This is a genomic window from Streptomyces sp. NPDC051172 (assembly GCF_040682555.1).
GTDB lineage: Bacteria > Actinomycetota > Actinomycetes > Streptomycetales > Streptomycetaceae > Streptomyces.
This window is the reverse complement of the sequence record NZ_JBFBBE010000062.1, coordinates 1-15,229: the sequence shown is the minus strand read 5'-3', so window position 1 is coordinate 15,229 and position 15,229 is coordinate 1. Positions and strand designations below refer to the sequence as shown.

The window sequence follows — 15,229 nt, the reverse complement described above, 5'->3', positions numbered from 1 at the left end:
GAACCCGTGACCCACGCCGTCACCGTCAGTGAACTCGTCAAGCGCTACCACCCGCACGCACCGGCGGCCGTGGACGGTCTGAGCTTCACGGTCGAGCGGGGCGAGGTCTTCGGCCTGCTCGGCCCGAACGGGGCCGGCAAGTCCACCACCGTCGGTGTGCTGACCACCCGGATACGGCCGACGTCCGGCCGGTGCCTGGTCTTCGGCACGGACGTGGTGGCCCGGCCGGCCGCTGCCAAGCGGCTGCTCGCCGTGGTACCGCAACGCCAGAACCTGGACCGCTCCCTCGACGTGCGGCAGAACCTGCTCTTCCACGCGCGCTACCACGGCGTCGGCAAGGACGAACGGACCGGCCGCGCCGAGGAGTTGCTCGACCTGATGGGGCTCACCGAGCAGGCCGGCCAACGGGTCGAGCGGCTCTCCGGCGGCCAGGCGCAGCGGGTCGTCATCGCACGGGCCCTGATGCACGCGCCCGAGGTGCTGTTCCTCGACGAGCCGTCGACCGGCCTGGATCCCCAGTCGCGGCTGTTCCTGCACGAGCGCATCCGCGAACTGCGCGGCCGCGGCGTCACCGTGGTGCTCACCACCCACGACATGGACGAGGCCGAGAGCATGTCCGACCGCATCGGCATCGTCGACCACGGCAGGCTCCTCGCGCTGGACACGCCGCGCGCGCTGACCGGCGCACTCCAGGGCGGCACCACGATCACCGCACAGGTCCGCGGTGCGCAGGTGCCGAGCGCCGAAATCCTCGCCGCGCTGACGGATCTGCCCGGGGCCGGCACCGTCGAGCACGATGCGCAGGGAGGGTCCGGGAGCGGCGACAGCCAGTACTTCCGGGTGCGGACCGAGAAGGACCCGTCAGTCCTGCTGCCGGACGTCCTGCGCACCATCGTCGACCGCGGGGTCGAGCTGGTCGATCTTTCGATCGCCCGGCCGAGCCTCCAGGACGTGTTCATCAGTCTGACCGGAAGGGAACTGCGGTGACCACCGTGAGCGAAAGCGCGGAGGCCGTCGAGGCCGCCCGATCCGCCGAGGCCGTCGGCCGGCGACCGCGTCACGACGCCGCTTCCGTGACGCGCACCTTCCTGGCGGTGCTGTGGCGCGATGTGTACACCACCACCCGTCGGCCGACCGCGTTCCTGCTGCAGGTGATCGTCCAGCCGCTGCTGCTGTTCTTCGTCTTCGGCAAGGTGCTCGGCGAGGCCGGCTACACCAGGGGTGACTTCGGCGCGACCCTGCTGCCCGGCGTCATGGCGCTCAACGCGCTGCTGGTCTCCCTGGAGAACACCGCGATGCCGCTGATCATGGACTTCTCGTGGTCCGGCGAGATCGAGGACAGGCTGCTCGCACCGCTGCCGGGAGAGCTGGTCGCCGTCGCCAAGATGGTGTTCGGAACACTGTGCGGCCTGTTCGCCGGGCTGGTCATGGCGCCGGTCGGGTTCCTCGTGCTGGGCGGTGCCGGCTGGCCGCTCACTGCCTGGCCGGGCGCGCTGCTGATCCTGTTGCTCGGCTCGGCGACCGGTGCCGGCCTCGGCCTCACGCTGGGCACGATCGTGTCGCCGGACCGCATCGGTGTCACCTTCTCGCTCGTCATGGCCCCGCTGACGTTCACGGGGTCCGTCCAGTACCCCTGGTCGTCCCTCGGTCACCTGAGGTGGTTCCAGGTGATCTCCGCGATCAACCCGCTGACGTACGTGAGCGAAGGACTGCGAGCCGCGGCACTGCCCGGTCCTCCGTCGTCGATCCCGCTGTGGACGGACGCACTGGTGCTGCTGTTCGCCATGGCGGTCACCGCGGTGACCGGCATCAGAGGATTCATGTCCCGGGCGCTCGGCTGAGACGACCTCAAGAAGAAGTTCCAGAAGAAGAGGAAGAAGGAGCACGACAGATGAACAAGAACCTCAGGACCGCCGCACCGATGGTCTTCGCGGCCCTCGTCGTCACCGGCTTCATGATCAGCCCCACGATGGGGGTCGGTGTCTGTGTGGTGGGCGGAATGCTGCTCGGAACCCTCTACGCGACCACCAACGGACGTAACCGGGGCCGCGATTGACGGCCAGCCTTCAGAGCCAGCCGCGGGTCCGCGCCACCCGGGCCGCCTCGGTCCGGTTGCGCGCGCCCAGCTTGGCCATGGCACTGGAGAGGTAGTTGCGGACGGTCCCCTCGGCAAGGCACAGGCGCGCCGCGATCTCGGCGTTGCCCGCCCCTTCCGCGACCGCGCGCAGCAGCTCACGTTCCCGCTCCGTCAACGGATCGGCCGCGTCCCACGCGGCCACCGCCAGCTCCGGCGAGACCACCCGCTCGCCCGCGTGCACCCGGCGCAGGGCCGCTGCCAGCTCACCGATCGGCGCGTCCTTGAGCACATACCCGGCCACCCCCGCGTCGACCGCGCGCCGCAGGTAGCCACTGCGCGCGAACGTGGTCACGATCAGCACTCGGGTGGGGTCACCCAGACGGTTCAGCTCCACGGCCAGGTCGAGACCCGTACGGCCGGGCATCTCGATGTCGGTCACCAGCACATCCGGCCGGTGCTCGCGCACCGCGGCCAGCGCGTCGTCGCCGTCGGTCGCGGTCGCCACCACCGTGATGTCCGCCTGCAGGTCCAGCAGGGACGCGAACGCGCCCAGCACCATGCCCTGGTCCTCGGCCAGCACCACCCGGATCATCAGGCCGCCTCCACCGGCACCGTGATGACCAGCGTCGTGCCGGCGGAGCCGGAGCGCTGCACCGAGCCCCCGAGTTTCATGATCCGCTCCCGGAGCCCGGTCAGTCCGGTGCCCTCCGGGGCGTCGCCGCCGATCCCGTCGTCCGCGATCACCAACCGCACCCGTTCCCCGTCCGTATCCAGTCCGATGCGGCAGCTGGAGGCCCGCGCGTGCCGGGTCACGTTGGTCACCGCCTCGCGCAGCGCCAGCCCCAGCTCGTGCTCGGTCGTCGCGACCAGGCCCGGCTCGCCGTCGACGTTCACCTGCAAAGTCACCCCGGTCCCGGCCAGCGTACGCCGTGCCACCTCCAGCTCCGCCCGGACGCTGGTCCGCCGCCAGCCGGTGACCGTGCTGCGCACCGCGCTCAGCGCCTCCCGTGCGTTGCGCTCGATCTCCTCGGACTCGGCGCGCGCCCGTTCGGGATCGGCGAGCACCAGCTCCTTGGTCAACTGCGCGCGCATCACCACCGCGGTCAGCGAATGCCCGAGCAGGTCGTGGAGGTCACGCGCGATGCGTTCGCGTTCCGCCAGGGTCGCGAGCAGTTCGACCTGGTCGTTACGGAGCCGCTGGTTCTCCAGCTCCTGCCTCCGGTCGCGCTGCCTGAGTTCGAGCAGCCCGATCACCCAGATCATGACGAGCGCTGAACCGAAACCCAGCAGCCGGTAGGACACCGGTACCTGTGACAGCAGTGCCGTGACGCAGTCCAGCACGGTCAGGCCGGCGAACCAGCGCCGCGCGACCCGCCACGGCAGCGAGTTGCCCGCGGCGGCCGCGGCATAGATGAACAGCACGCTGGCGGCGGCGTTGAACGGCGTGGCCAGCGCGCCGAGCACGGCCATCGGGACCACCGACGCCCAGACGCTCCACGCGGACCGGCTCCGCAGCAGGGCGATCGCGTACAGCAGGACCGTGGCCGCGCACACCACGATCGCCAGCGGCCACTCCCACCACGCGGGATCCGGGGAGAAGTACGGCTGCGCCGGCAGGAACACCAGGTAGCCGAGGTAGATCCACTCCCAGGTCCGCAGCCGCTCGGCCACGGACCCGGCAGCCGTACCGTCGAAGCCGCTCATGTCCACGTCCTGCCCATGTCGGCACGGCCTCAGATCCGCGCGTGCCGGTAGGACGCCGCCGCCACACCGGCCGCCACAACTGTGGTGACCACCAAGGCGAGCACGTGGAGCAGGGAAGTGCCCTGACCAAGCTGGGCGAGCCCGAGCTGGGCGAGGTGGTACGTGGGCAGGAACTCGGCGATGTCCCGGACGACCGAGGGCAGCAGCCGGATCGGCATCCACAGCCCGGACAGCACCGCCAGCGGGAAGAGCACCGCATTGAGCAGCGCGCTCGCCGCGCTCGTGCGGAACCGGAAACCGACCGCCACGCTGAACAGCGTGAACGGGACACTGCCCAACAGCAGCACCAGCGCCACCCGCAACAGCGCCCAGGGCGAGGCGTGGAGCGTGCCGAAGGCCGCGGCCGCCGCCCCCATCAGCACCAGCACGCCCACGCCGTACAGGAGCGCGGCGGTGGCCTTGGCAGTGAGGCTGATCCAGATCGGTACGGCGGACACCCGCTTCATGCGCAGCCAGCCCAGGTCCCTGTCCTGCGCGACCCCGATCCCCGGCTGCAGTGAGGCCACAGTGATCACCCCGTAGGTGCCGAACGTGGCCACCATCGCCGTACCGGCTGACAGACCCTGCACGGCATCGTGCCCGTACAGCAGGTTGAACAGCACGAAGATCCCGACCGGCATGAGGATGCCGAAGAACAACGAGGTGGGTTCCCGCACGATCGACCGGAGTTCGTCCCGCAGTTCGGCGCGGAAGACCCGTTGCATCATCATGTTCATGCCGTGCTGCCTTCGTGAGTGCGTCCTGAGGTTCCACGATCCCGCGACGGCGCGGACGGGGAAGGTCCGACCGCTTCTCCGCCGTCGGTCAGTGCGACCACGGCCTCCTCCAGACCGGCGTCCCGTACCCGCAGTTCCGAAAGCTGCGGGTCCCGGTCCAGCAGCACGCGCAGCAGGTCCTCCGGCGAACGCGTCTGGATCGTCACCAGACCGTGCTCCCGCCCGAGCCGGAGCACACCCGGCAGGCGCTCCAGTCCGTCCTGGTCGAGGGTGGTCCGGACGGTCACGGTCCGGTCCGGCAGGCGGGACACCAGCTCCTGCGGCGAGCCGTCAGCAAGTACCCGACCGTGGTCGAGCACCACCACACGGTCCGCGACCGCGGCCGACTCCTCGATCAGGTGCGTGGTCACCAACACGGCGGCGCCCTGTGCCCGGCGCCGCGCCAGGATCTCCCAGAACTGCCGCCGGGCCTGGGTGTCCAGTCCGACCGTCGGCTCGTCCAGCACCAGCAGCGTCGGCTCGGTGACCAGTGCCATCGCCAACTGCACGCGTTGCTTCTGGCCGCCGGACAGCTTTGCCACCCGCCTGCGCGCCAGATCGGTCAGCCCGAGTTCCTCCAGGACCGGCACAGCCGCGGTCTGCCGCAGCCCGCCGCGGACGGCGGCACCGCTCACGAGCTCGCCCACGGTCAGCGTGTTCGGGAATCCCAGGGTCTGCTGTGCCACGCCCAGCCGCCGGCGGGTCGTCGCGCGGAGCGGATCACAGCCCAGGATCCGCACGGTCCCCTGCTGCGGCGCGAGCAGTCCGACCGCGAGCGCGACCAGTGTGGACTTCCCGGCCCCGTTGGGTCCGAGCAGCGCAACGCACTCTCCCGGGTCGACCCGCAGGTCCACGCCCGCGAGCGCGACAGTCTCTCCGTACCGGTACCGCAGCCCTTCGGCCGTCAGCACCGCCTGTGTTGTTGCCATAGTCACCAGACTCCCGTCCGGTGACCGGGATCGGCAGTGCCGCCCTGTCACCAGCGCGAGATGACAAAAGTCAACCCCTGCTCACCCGGGGGTCCGCGGGCGGGTGATCGGGGGTTTCGGCACTATAGCGTGGGCGCGTGAACCGGCAAGTGCCCCACGATGCCGCCCGGAACCCGGCGGGCACACAGCCCCGGCTCCTTCCTACGTGTGGAAGCCCGCGCCGGCCACGGCGGGCATGATCGCACCGCTGGAGGAGTTCCGCCTCCGAGAAGTTGGAGGCCGGCGAATCGATCGTCTCCCTGCCACGCTGACCAGGGCACTCCGGCCCGTGGTTCACGCTGCGGAAGTACTCCCACTTCCTTTTCAACTTCCCAATAACCTTTGAGTGTTGACCCATAGGGAAGCGCTGATCGACCGGTGTGAGGTCCAGGCTGCTGGACGCTGAACGAACCCACCGAAGGGCATGGTGAACCCGAGATTGGAGAAGCGGGTTCCTCCGGACTGACCAGCAGGGACGTCGACCTCACCCGCGGCGATCTCGTCCTGAACGGTGTCCCACTCCTCGGTGTTCGAGGAGTTGAGCGTCCGCGCATGGATACCGGCCCGGGCTGCCGCCTCGACCTGGTTGCGCATCAGAGCGAGCAGCGGGGGAGACGATGACCGTGGGCCCGCTGCCCTGGGCCCGCAGCAGCGAGGTCGCCACGAAGTAGACCGCCGATTTGTCCCACCCGTGCGCTGCACGACGAGCGCCCGGCGTCTGTCGGCGACCAGTGCCTCGATCGCCCGCCACTGGTCCTCGCGCAGCCGGGCCGCGCCCGTGGCGTCCCCGACGAGGCGGGCGAGGACCGCGTCCGCGGCCGCCCGGAGTTCCGCGTTGCTCGTGTGCTCCATGCATCCCATCAAACAGGACGCCACCGACAAGCCCGGCCAGGCCTGTGGAGGAGAGAGGTGCTTGACGTGTCCTTGGCTTGACTTATCCACAGGGCAAACCGGAATATCGCGATCCGCGAGATCGTCTGCGCATGACGAACCACGGCGAAACCACTGGATCCCCCGAAAACGGCAAGGTCACCGGACGTGAAGGCGCCGAGCACCACGACGGTCACGGCGAACCCGGCCGGGAAAAGCACGTCGGCCCGGCCGCTTCCGATGACCGCGGCGGGCGCGACGTGCCGGGCACGCACGGTGCACAAGACACGCAGGAGAAGCGCCCGGGCCGCCCGGACCACGTCGACTGCACCGCCTACGACAGTCATGGCCCCGAGCACCAGGTCACGCTGCGCACCCCGGCCGAACTGGCCGATGCCCTGCCCTATCTGTTGGGGTACCGCCCCGAGGAGAGCATCGTCCTGGTCGCCCTGCACGACAGGGACGGCCGCGGCCGCTTCGGCGGCCGTGCCCGGCTCGGCATTCCGGCGAGTGCGGACGACTGGGCTTCCGTTGCCCGGCAGTTGGCCCACGGGCTGGTCACGGGCAGTGAGCGCAGGGGCGCCCGGCCCGAACAGATGGTCGCGTACCTCTGCCAGGAACCGGCGAAGGGTGAGTCGGGTCGGCAGGTCATGGAACGGTTGCGCCCGCTGGCCCAGAAACTGCGCGTCGAGTGCGGACAGCTCGATGTGCCGGTGATCGAGGCGCTGTGCATCTCGGACGGCCGCTTCTGGTCGTACTGCTGCGGGAACGAGGCGTGCTGTCCGGCCGATGGCCTGCCCATGGGCCTGCCGGGTACCTCCGTGCTGGCCGCCGCTGCCACGTACGCCGGCCTGCAGGTACGGGGCACTCTGCGGGAACTGCGGGCCAGGCTGCTGCCCTGGGAGACCGCGGCCGCCCTGGAGCAGGAGAGCGCCCTGGATGCCGCGAGCATGGCGTTGGTCCCCAGGATCCTCGACGGCGCCAGCCGCGAGGGTGTCGCCGAGGAGACACTGGAGCTGTCCGCGCAGATCATGCGCCGCCTTGCGGGTGCACCGCCCGTGTCCGGCACGCTCACGGCGGACCTCCGCGACGACGAACTGCTCGCACACGACGAAGCCGCAACCCTGATTCTCGGCCTGCAGGACCGTGCGACCCGGGACCGCGCGGCCGAGTGGATGGAGGGCGAGGACGCCGCGCTCGCACTGCGGCTCTGGAGGGCCCTGGCCCGCAGGTGCGTCGGACCGTACGGCGAACACGCGGCGGCACCGCTGACACTGGCCGGTTGGGTCGCCTGGTCCACGGGCGACGATCTGGAGGCCCGGGAAGCCCTCGCCATGGCACTCGGCGCGGATCCGGGTTACCTCTTCGCCCGCCTCCTGCACCAAGCCTGCAACGAGGGCCTGGACCCGGAGTCGATCCGCCGCTGCCTGCGAGCGGAGCGACAGGACCGGGGGCGGACGGCAGTCGAGCAGTCGCACGGCAAGGAGGGAACCGCAGAGCCGGTGAAGGTCCAGGCCGTCGAGCCGGATCTGGTGCCGGAATCGGTCTCGGGATCGATCTCGGTCCCGGAGTCGGAATCCGTGTCGCAATCGGTGCCGGATCCGATGTCGGAGGAGGCTTCCCGCCCGAGAAGCCGTGTCCGCTCCGGCGGCACATCCCGCAGCCGTTCCCGCTCGGCGAGGGCCGAAGACCGGGGGAGTGGCACGAGCGTCCCGCGCCCGCGGACGGCAGTGGCAAGCGGCGCCCGTCCCGGCTCCGCACGGACTGGGCGCACCCGCCCGCGTACCCCTGGGAAGGGCGCCGCGCGCCGCGGCGACCAGTGCTCCGAAGGCCTGCGTTCCGGAAGCGACGGCACAGAGGAGCAGTCGTGAGCAGCTGTGGGGCGAGCGCTGTTCGGGGCGGGCGGACCGACGCCGGTTGCGGGACGCTCCACGCGCGGGAACCACAATTCGCCGGGGGCGATCAGCGTCGCCGCCGACCGTCCGGCCGGGCCCGTCGCGGGCGTGACCCGGAGGACCGCTCTTCCGTTCACCTGAGTGGCGGAACGCCTGGATGGGTGGGACCGCCGCACAGTCCACGTCCGTCCGGATCCTCCCACCCGGCGCCGCACACGCCCGAGGTGCACCGAGCGCAGAAGAAGCCGCCCCATGCATCAGCCGACTCCGCCCTCCGCTGCCGGCGACGACACTTCCGGCGCAAGCCGGCCCACGCTGTCTCCCGGAGCGGGCGCCCCCCTGCCGACCCACGCGGACCGTGCCGCCCGGCGCGAGGCCCGGTCTGCGGCCGACAGCACACGCGCCCCTGCACCGAGCGGCCAGGACTGGTACCCGCATGGGGCGACGGAACGACCCGAGCCCGCCATCGGGGCGACCCATCAGGACCGACTCCCCGGCAGGTCGACCGGCCAGGGCCGCACCGCCGCTCGCCCGCACGACCCCGGGCCCTGTGCACTCGAGCCGACCGAACCGGGTCGCTCCACGCCCCGGCCGACGCGCCCGCGACAACTCCCAGTCGGGCCGGCAGCTCCGCCCCGGCCCTCCGACTCACTCACAGGTCGGCGACGCGCACTGCCGTCACCCCCAGGCCAGGGTCGGATCCTGCCCTCGCCCCCGTCCATCTTTTCGCACCCAGGAGCAACTCCACCGCCCCGAGCCGCAATGCCGACGCCCCGCCGGTCCGTCGAACTGCCGCCCACGCACACCGCCATGATCTGCGTCGCGCTCCCGGGGCTCACCATCTCGTCAGAGGACGGGCAGATGACCGGTCAGGGGCTGGAAGGGTTCTACCGTGCGGGCCGCCGCGTGCTCTCCCGTTGCCAGGTCCGCGTGGCCGGGCGCGAACCGCTGGCGATGCAGGCCCGGATGACCTCGGCCGACCGGGCCCGTTTCGTCGGCACGCTGCGTGCCTCGCCGCACTCCGGCCCGGACCCGGACCTCGTCGTCGAGCGCATTCGCCATGCGGACGGGACGGAGCGCATCACCTTGCACAGTGCGGCCCGGCGCCCCCTGCGGGTGCCTCTCGAAGTCGCCCTCGGCACGGACCTGGCCGACCTGGGCGCCATCGCGTCCGGCACCGCTGGGCCCGAACTGCCCGCCAGCGTCCACGACTCGGGCCTGCGCTGGTCCGGCGCCGCCGGGTACTCGTCGGTCACGGCAGATCCGCCGCCCGCGGACGCCCTGGCCTCCGCCGGCTTGCTGCGCTGGGAGTTCGAGCTGCCCCCCGGCGGCAGCACCAGCGTGGAGCTGCGGGTACGGCCGGACGGAGCGGGCCCTGCCCGGGCCCCGCGCCGCACGGGCACGAGCCCTCTTTCCACCGCCAGGGCGTCCGGTGACGACCCCAGGGTCCAGCCGCTGCTGCGGACAAGCGTCGAGGATCTCCATGCCCTCCTGCTGCGCGACCCCGCCCACCCGTCCGACATGCAACTCGCGGCAGGAGCCCCCTGGCGCTGCGGTCCGGCCCCGGCCGAGGCACTGGCGGCGGCGCGGATGACGCTGCCCCTCGGTACCGGGCTCGCCGCAGGCACGCTGCGTTCCCTCGCTCGCACCCAACTCGGGGGCGCGGGACCGCAGTGCGGCATGATCCCCGGTCCGCGACGGGACGCGGGCGTCCATCTGCCGCCAGGTTGTACCGGCACGGAAGCCACGCTGCTCTTCCCCGCGCTCCTCGCGGAGGCCCGCCGCTGGGGCCTTCCCGAGGCCGAGACGGAGGAACTGCTGCCGGCGGCCGAGCGCTGTCTGGCCTGGCTGCGGACGACCGTCGGCGAGGGCACCTACCTGAGTGACCCGCATCCCGGTCCCGTCCGCTGCGAGACGCAGGCCCACGCACACCGTGCGGCCCTGCTGGGCGCCGATCTGCTCGATGGCTGCGGCAGGCCGGGCGGCGCCGAGCTGCGGCAGTGGGCCCAGGTGCTGCGGACGGAGTTCAGGGAGGACTTCTGGGTCGACGACCGGGGTGGCGGCAGGCCGGCCGCTGCTCGCGCCCCCGACGGCACCCTGCTGCCGTACCTGGGTGCTGCCGCCGTCCATCTCCTCGACACCGGCCTGCTCGGCGGGGGCGAGCCGGCCCCCGGGCTGCTCGACAAGGTGCAGACCGAACAGCTCGCCCGCTTGCTCGGAGGTCCGGGGATGGACTCGGGCTGGGGGCTGCGCGGACTGGGCGTGACGGAAGTCGGCTACAACCCGTTCGGCCACCGCAGCGGCGCCGTGCGGGTCCACGAGACGGCGATCGCCGTCGCAGGCCTGGCCGCCGCCGGCTATGAGAAAGAGGCCAGTTCGCTGCTTAGGGGCGCCCTGGCGGCGGCCGAGAGCTTCGGGCACCGGCTGCCCGAGATGTACGCGGGGGAGCAGCGCACCGCCGGGGGCGCTCCCCTCCCGCACCCGGCGGCGTGTCGTCCGGCCGCCACCGCGGCGGCCGCCGGTGTGCTGCTGCTCGTGACTCTCGCGGGTATCCGTCCGGATGCTCCGGCCGGGACGATCACACTGCGGCCCATGCACAGTGCCCCCTTGGGTGAGATCGTCCTGAGGGGACTTCGCATCGCCGGTGCTCCCTTCTCCGTACGGGTCAGCCGCCTCGGCCTCGCCATGGTCGAGGAGGCCGCCGGCGGGCTGCAATTGGGAGTGTGACCTGGGACGACGTACCACCGCACAGCACCCGGAACCAGGGGGTGCGGCTCATACCGGACCGAAGTGGATCAGCCGTCGAAGCGGCCGACGAAAGGAGTGTTTATCGTCAGGCAGACGACTATGATCGCCGCATGCCCTACGACCCGTCAGCATTTCCGCCCTTCGCCGTCACCGTGGACCTGGTCGTGCTGACCGTGCGCCGCCATGCCCTGTGCGCGCTGGCGGTACGCAGGGGCGAACCACCGTTCCAGGGGCGCTGGGCGCTGCCCGGCGGCTTCGTACGGGCCGACGAGGATCTGGCACAGGCGGCCGCACGAGAGCTGGCCGAGGAGACCGGGCTGCGCGCCCACGACCCGGCCGTTCCCGCCCAGGACAACGGCGCCCACCTGGAGCAACTCGCGACCTACGGAGACCCCGAGCGGGACCCGCGGATGCGCGTGGTCAGCGTCGCCCACCTGGCACTCGCCCCCGACCTGCCCGCACCGCGAGCGGGCGGTGACGCCAGCAATGCGCGCTGGGCGCCGGTCGAGGAGCTGCTGCAGCAGGGGGGTTACGGCCGAGACGGCGAACCGGTGGCTCCACTCGCCTTCGACCATGCCCAGATCCTGTCCGACGGCGTGGAGCGCGCCCGCTCCAAGATCGAGTACTCGTCCCTCGCCACGGCGTTCTGCCCCACCGAGTTCACCGTCGGCGAGCTGCGCCGGGTCTATGAGGCGGTATGGGGTGTGGCCCTCGACCCGCGCAACTTCCACCGCAAGGTGACGGGCACACCAGGGTTCCTCGTTCCCACCGGCGGGACCACCACACGCCAGGGCGGCCGCCCCGCCCAGTTGTTCCGGGCCGGCGGCGCCACACTGCTCAACCCCCCGATGCTGCGGCCCGAAGTGTGACGGGATGGTGCCGGGCGTACCGGTCACGGCCTGCAGAGCGGGCCGCGCTATACCCGAAAAATCGGACATAGCGCGCTATCTTGCTTCGGGTGATCCAGGCCTACGGATTGACCAGCAATCCCCGCAAGGAGCTTCCGCCCGCCGTCGACGACGTCTCCTTCGACGTGCGCGCAGGCCGCGTCACTGCGCTGCTCGGCGCGCCGGGGGCGGGCAAGACGACCGCACTCAAACTCATGCTCGAACTCCAACAGGGCCGTGGCATCACCTACTTCAAGGGCCGCCCCTTGCACCGCATCGCCCATCCGGGGCGTGAAGTCGGCGTGCTCCTGGGTGATGTACCGGGACACCCGGCCCGTACCGTCCGTGGCCATCTCCGCATGCTGTGCGCCGCGGCAGGAGTTACCGCCCGCCGCGCCGACGAGGTCCTCGAGGTGGTCGGCCTCGTCAGCCTGCGCGACGAACGCCTCGGCACCCTCTCGCGCGGCATGGACCGCCGCCTCGGCCTGGCCTGCGCCCTGCTGTCCGACCCGCACACGCTCGTGCTCGACGAACCCGCCGGCGGTCTCTCCCCCCGCGAGGCCCGCTGGCTGTACGGCATGCTGCACGCGCACGCCGCCCAGGGCGGTACGGTCCTGCTCACCACGGCCGACCCCAAGGAGGCCGCGCGCAGCGCCCACCGGGTCGTCACGCTGGAGCGGGGCAGGCTCGTCGCCGACCAGGACGCGGAGGACTTCGCCCGCACCCGGCTGCGCCCCCGTGTCGCCGTCCGCAGCCCGCACGTCGTGCGCCTCGCCGCCCTGCTCACCAAAGAGGCCCGCACCGCCCATCGCTCCGTCGAAGTCGTACACGAGGGTGGCAACCGCCTCTCCGTGTACGGCAGTAGTTGCGCCGAGGTCGGAGAGACCGCGTTCCGCCACGGCATCCTCGTGCATCAACTCGCCGACGAGATCGGCGACATGGGGCCCGGAGCGGTGGAATCTCCGGTCGACGGGCCGGAATTCGCCGACGAGCCGCAGGTGCCGGACGAGCCACACACCCCGGACGGGGCCCTCGGGCCCGACGCGGCAGCGCACTGCTCGACGCCGGCTGACGTGCCCGGCCAAGGAGGCGCAGAGTCGACCTCCCCGACTCCGGCCGGTGCGTCCCACGAAGCGCACCCCGAACCGCAGCCCCCGGCTGCGGCCGGCCCACCCCGTGAGGTCGGCGCGCTGAAGGCACCCGTCAACGCACCCGAGTCCCGTGTGATGTCGGGGCGCGCCCCGACGGCGGCCGTACGCCCGGCTGAAGCAGGCGCCCCCGACAGCCCGCCCTCCCTTCCGCCCCCCATCTCCGTCCGCCCGGCTCCCAGCCCCCTGCGTCCTCTGCGCTACGAAATCCGTCGCGCCGCCGGCATCGGCACCGGGTTCGTCACCGGGGCCGTCGTGCTCGTCGTGTCCGCCCTCGCCGCCGTCATCCTGGCCCGGATCGGACACACCCCGCAGGCGCGGCTGCTGGCCGCGTGGCCGCGCGAGCTGCCGCTGCCGCCCGCCGCGCTCGGTGCGGGACTCCTCGGCGCGCTGGCCTTCGGCGACGAGTTCCGCCATCCCGCGCTTGCGGCGGATCGCGGCACCGTGCCCCGTCGGCTGGGGCTGCTCGCCGCGAAACTCCTCGTCGCCACGGCCACCGCGCTGATGCTGGCCTTCCTCACGGTCGGCTGCGACGCCGAAGTGCTCTACATCGTCTACGGACGGGAGCTCATGCAAGTTCCCATGGACTGGCTCTCGCTGAGCGCGAGTTGGCTCGGTCTCGTCGTCGGATGTGCCTGGGCCGGAGTGCTGGCAGCGGGCGTCTTCCGGTCCACCACGGCAGGACTCGCGGCCGTGATCTCCGTACCGGTCGTCGTCGTTCCGCTCGTACAGAAGGCCTTGGCAGGATCGTCCGTGCGGATGGCGGCCGGGCTTCCGCTGCGGCTGCGCGAGGTGTTCCTGCTGCAGTGGCCCTTCGGGGGAGAGCGCTATCTGTGGGCCGCGGCGAGGATGATCGCCCAACCCGTCGGCGGTGCCCTGACGTTGTCGCTCACCGCTCTGCTCTGCGCGTATCTGCTCACCACCCTGCGCAGCAGGGTCCGATGACAACCGTCCGTGCGCTTTCGTCCTACCCTGCGCGCAACTCCCTGGGGAAAGCCCATTTCTTTCCGATAAGGCGTCAATTGCGACGGGGTGAGCGATCACCCTTTCGTGTGCTTTTCACCAAAGACCTCAAGGGAGTTGGAGACGGCGCCGACAAAGGATCCGTGAGTACCCTTGCGCACACCATGATGACCGCCGCCCGCTCCGCCGACTCCGGTCTGGCCGGCCCGGGCGATCTCGACCGCTACCCCTACGCCGAGGCCCACGTGGTCGACCGCGTCGGAGCCCCCGCCTGGGAGAGCGCGGACCCGGAGCTGGGCCGCGTGGGCCGACGCGCCGCGGGCAGCCGCGGACGCGGGCTGCACGGCCAACTCGTCCAGCAGCTGGGCCAGATGATCGTCTCCGGTGATCTGGGCGCCGACCGCCCGCTGGTGCCCGAGGAGATCGGCCAGCGTTTCGAGGTCTCCCGCACCGTCGTCCGTGAGTCGCTCCGGGTCCTGGAGGCCAAGGGCCTGGTCAGCGCTCGCCCGAACGTCGGTACGCGTGTGCGCCCCGTCAGTGACTGGAATCTGCTCGATCCCGACATCATCGAATGGCGCGCCTTCGGGCCGCAGCGCGACGACCAGCGCCGCGAGCTGAGCGAACTGCGCTGGACGATCGAACCGCTCGCCGCCCGCCTCGCCGCCGGGCACGGGCGCGAGGACGTCCAGCAGCGGCTCGCCGACATGGTGGAGATCATGGGCCACGCCATGGGGCAGGGTGACGCCATCACCTTCTCGCGTGCCGACGCCGAGTTCCACTCCCTGCTGATCCAGGTTGCGGGCAATCGGATGCTGGAGCACCTCTCCGGGATCGTCTCGGCCGCCCTCCAGGTCTCCGGCGGCCCGGTGACCGGTTGCGACCGGCCGAACGAGGCATCGCTGGCGCACCACGGCAGGATCGTCGACGCCCTCGCTGCCGGGGACGGCACGGCGGCCGAGTCGGCCATGCGCCAACTGCTGACCGTCCACCCCGAGGTGGAGCGCGTGGTGCCCGCGCCGCGCGAACACTGACCGCACCCCGCGGGCGGCGCGGCCGGGAGATGCCTCCCCCTCCTGGGGCATGGCTCGGCCGCCGAACCGCCTCCGTCGGACCCCGCAGGATCTCCGGGGTGCAGCGGGGTCGCACGGGGCCCA

The 15,229-nt window shown here is 71.8% G+C and carries 12 protein-coding genes and 1 pseudogene; 8 read left to right on the top strand and 5 right to left on the bottom strand.

Annotated features, from left to right (window positions below):
• Positions 1–6: 6 nt before the first annotated feature.
• The 3 genes from AB0N07_RS30940 to AB0N07_RS30930 are packed head-to-tail and all read left to right on the top strand — an operon-like array spanning position 7 to position 2,056.
• Positions 7–987, top strand: a complete 981-nt coding sequence (locus AB0N07_RS30940) for an ABC transporter ATP-binding protein (RefSeq protein WP_365840659.1) — start codon at positions 7–9, stop codon at positions 985–987.
• A 5-nt stretch (positions 988–992) separates the two neighbouring features.
• Positions 993–1,841 (top strand): ABC transporter permease, encoded by an 849-nt coding sequence (locus AB0N07_RS30935; protein ID WP_365840657.1) that lies wholly within the window; start codon positions 993–995, stop codon positions 1,839–1,841.
• Positions 1,842–1,891: 50 nt separating this feature from the next.
• Positions 1,892–2,056 carry a hypothetical protein gene (locus AB0N07_RS30930; protein WP_365840655.1) on the top strand — a complete coding sequence of 55 codons (165 nt, stop codon included), beginning with the start codon at positions 1,892–1,894 and terminating at the stop codon, positions 2,054–2,056.
• A gap of 10 nt (positions 2,057–2,066) precedes the next feature.
• Here AB0N07_RS30930 and AB0N07_RS30925 read toward each other — a convergent pair whose 3' ends face one another.
• The 5 genes and pseudogenes from AB0N07_RS30925 to AB0N07_RS30905 all read right to left on the bottom strand — a co-directional run.
• The gene (locus AB0N07_RS30925) at positions 2,067–2,669 is read right to left on the bottom strand and encodes a response regulator transcription factor (protein ID WP_365840653.1); all 603 of its coding nucleotides are present in this window, start codon (positions 2,667–2,669) and stop codon (positions 2,067–2,069) included.
• Positions 2,669–3,781 (bottom strand): sensor histidine kinase, encoded by a 1,113-nt coding sequence (locus AB0N07_RS30920; protein WP_365840651.1) that lies wholly within the window; start codon positions 3,779–3,781, stop codon positions 2,669–2,671. The genes AB0N07_RS30925 and AB0N07_RS30920 overlap by 1 nt, the downstream gene beginning before the upstream one ends.
• A 29-nt stretch (positions 3,782–3,810) precedes the next feature.
• Complete coding sequence (locus tag AB0N07_RS30915) at positions 3,811–4,557, bottom strand: ABC transporter permease (protein WP_365840649.1); 747 nt, start codon at positions 4,555–4,557, stop codon at positions 3,811–3,813.
• Entirely contained in the window at positions 4,554–5,525 is a 972-nt protein-coding gene (locus AB0N07_RS30910; protein ID WP_365840647.1) for an ABC transporter ATP-binding protein, read from the bottom strand. Before AB0N07_RS30910 ends, AB0N07_RS30915 begins: the two co-directional genes overlap by 4 nt.
• 494 nt (positions 5,526–6,019) lie before the next feature.
• Positions 6,020–6,416, bottom strand: a pseudogene (locus AB0N07_RS30905) (DEAD/DEAH box helicase); the annotation flags it as partial.
• Positions 6,417–6,547: 131 nt separating this feature from the next.
• Between AB0N07_RS30905 and AB0N07_RS30900 the strand changes: the two are divergent.
• The 5 genes from AB0N07_RS30900 to AB0N07_RS30880 all read left to right on the top strand — a co-directional run bounded on the left by AB0N07_RS30900 (position 6,548) and on the right by AB0N07_RS30880 (position 15,106).
• Positions 6,548–8,305, top strand: a complete 1,758-nt coding sequence (locus AB0N07_RS30900; protein WP_365840645.1) for a DUF4192 domain-containing protein — start codon at positions 6,548–6,550, stop codon at positions 8,303–8,305.
• A gap of 786 nt (positions 8,306–9,091) precedes the next feature.
• The gene (locus AB0N07_RS30895; RefSeq protein ID WP_365840643.1) at positions 9,092–11,056 is read left to right on the top strand and encodes a glycogen debranching N-terminal domain-containing protein; all 1,965 of its coding nucleotides are present in this window, start codon (positions 9,092–9,094) and stop codon (positions 11,054–11,056) included.
• 131 nt (positions 11,057–11,187) lie between these two features.
• Positions 11,188–11,946, top strand: coding sequence for an NUDIX hydrolase (locus tag AB0N07_RS30890; protein WP_365840641.1), 759 nt, complete (start codon positions 11,188–11,190; stop codon positions 11,944–11,946).
• 89 nt (positions 11,947–12,035) lie between these two features.
• Complete coding sequence (locus AB0N07_RS30885) at positions 12,036–14,057, top strand: ABC transporter ATP-binding protein (protein ID WP_365840639.1); 2,022 nt, start codon at positions 12,036–12,038, stop codon at positions 14,055–14,057.
• Positions 14,058–14,218: 161 nt separating this feature from the next.
• Positions 14,219–15,106 (top strand): FadR/GntR family transcriptional regulator, encoded by an 888-nt coding sequence (locus tag AB0N07_RS30880; protein ID WP_365840637.1) that lies wholly within the window; start codon positions 14,219–14,221, stop codon positions 15,104–15,106.
• Positions 15,107–15,229 lie beyond the last annotated feature (123 nt).

Bases quoted from the DNA above. Each gene is read 5' to 3' on its own strand.
- AB0N07_RS30930 (WP_365840655.1), top strand. From the start codon at position 1,892: ATGAACAAGAACCTCAGGACCGCCGCACCGATGGTCTTCGCGGCCCTC.
- AB0N07_RS30925 (WP_365840653.1), bottom strand. From the start codon at position 2,669: ATGATCCGGGTGGTGCTGGCCGAGGACCAGGGCATGGTGCTGGGCGCG.
- AB0N07_RS30920 (WP_365840651.1), bottom strand. From the start codon at position 3,781: ATGAGCGGCTTCGACGGTACGGCTGCCGGGTCCGTGGCCGAGCGGCTG.
- AB0N07_RS30915 (WP_365840649.1), bottom strand. From the start codon at position 4,557: ATGAACATGATGATGCAACGGGTCTTCCGCGCCGAACTGCGGGACGAA.
- AB0N07_RS30910 (WP_365840647.1), bottom strand. From the start codon at position 5,525: ATGGCAACAACACAGGCGGTGCTGACGGCCGAAGGGCTGCGGTACCGG.
- AB0N07_RS30900 (WP_365840645.1), top strand. From the start codon at position 6,548: ATGACGAACCACGGCGAAACCACTGGATCCCCCGAAAACGGCAAGGTC.
- AB0N07_RS30895 (WP_365840643.1), top strand. From the start codon at position 9,092: ATGCCGACGCCCCGCCGGTCCGTCGAACTGCCGCCCACGCACACCGCC.
- AB0N07_RS30890 (WP_365840641.1), top strand. From the start codon at position 11,188: ATGCCCTACGACCCGTCAGCATTTCCGCCCTTCGCCGTCACCGTGGAC.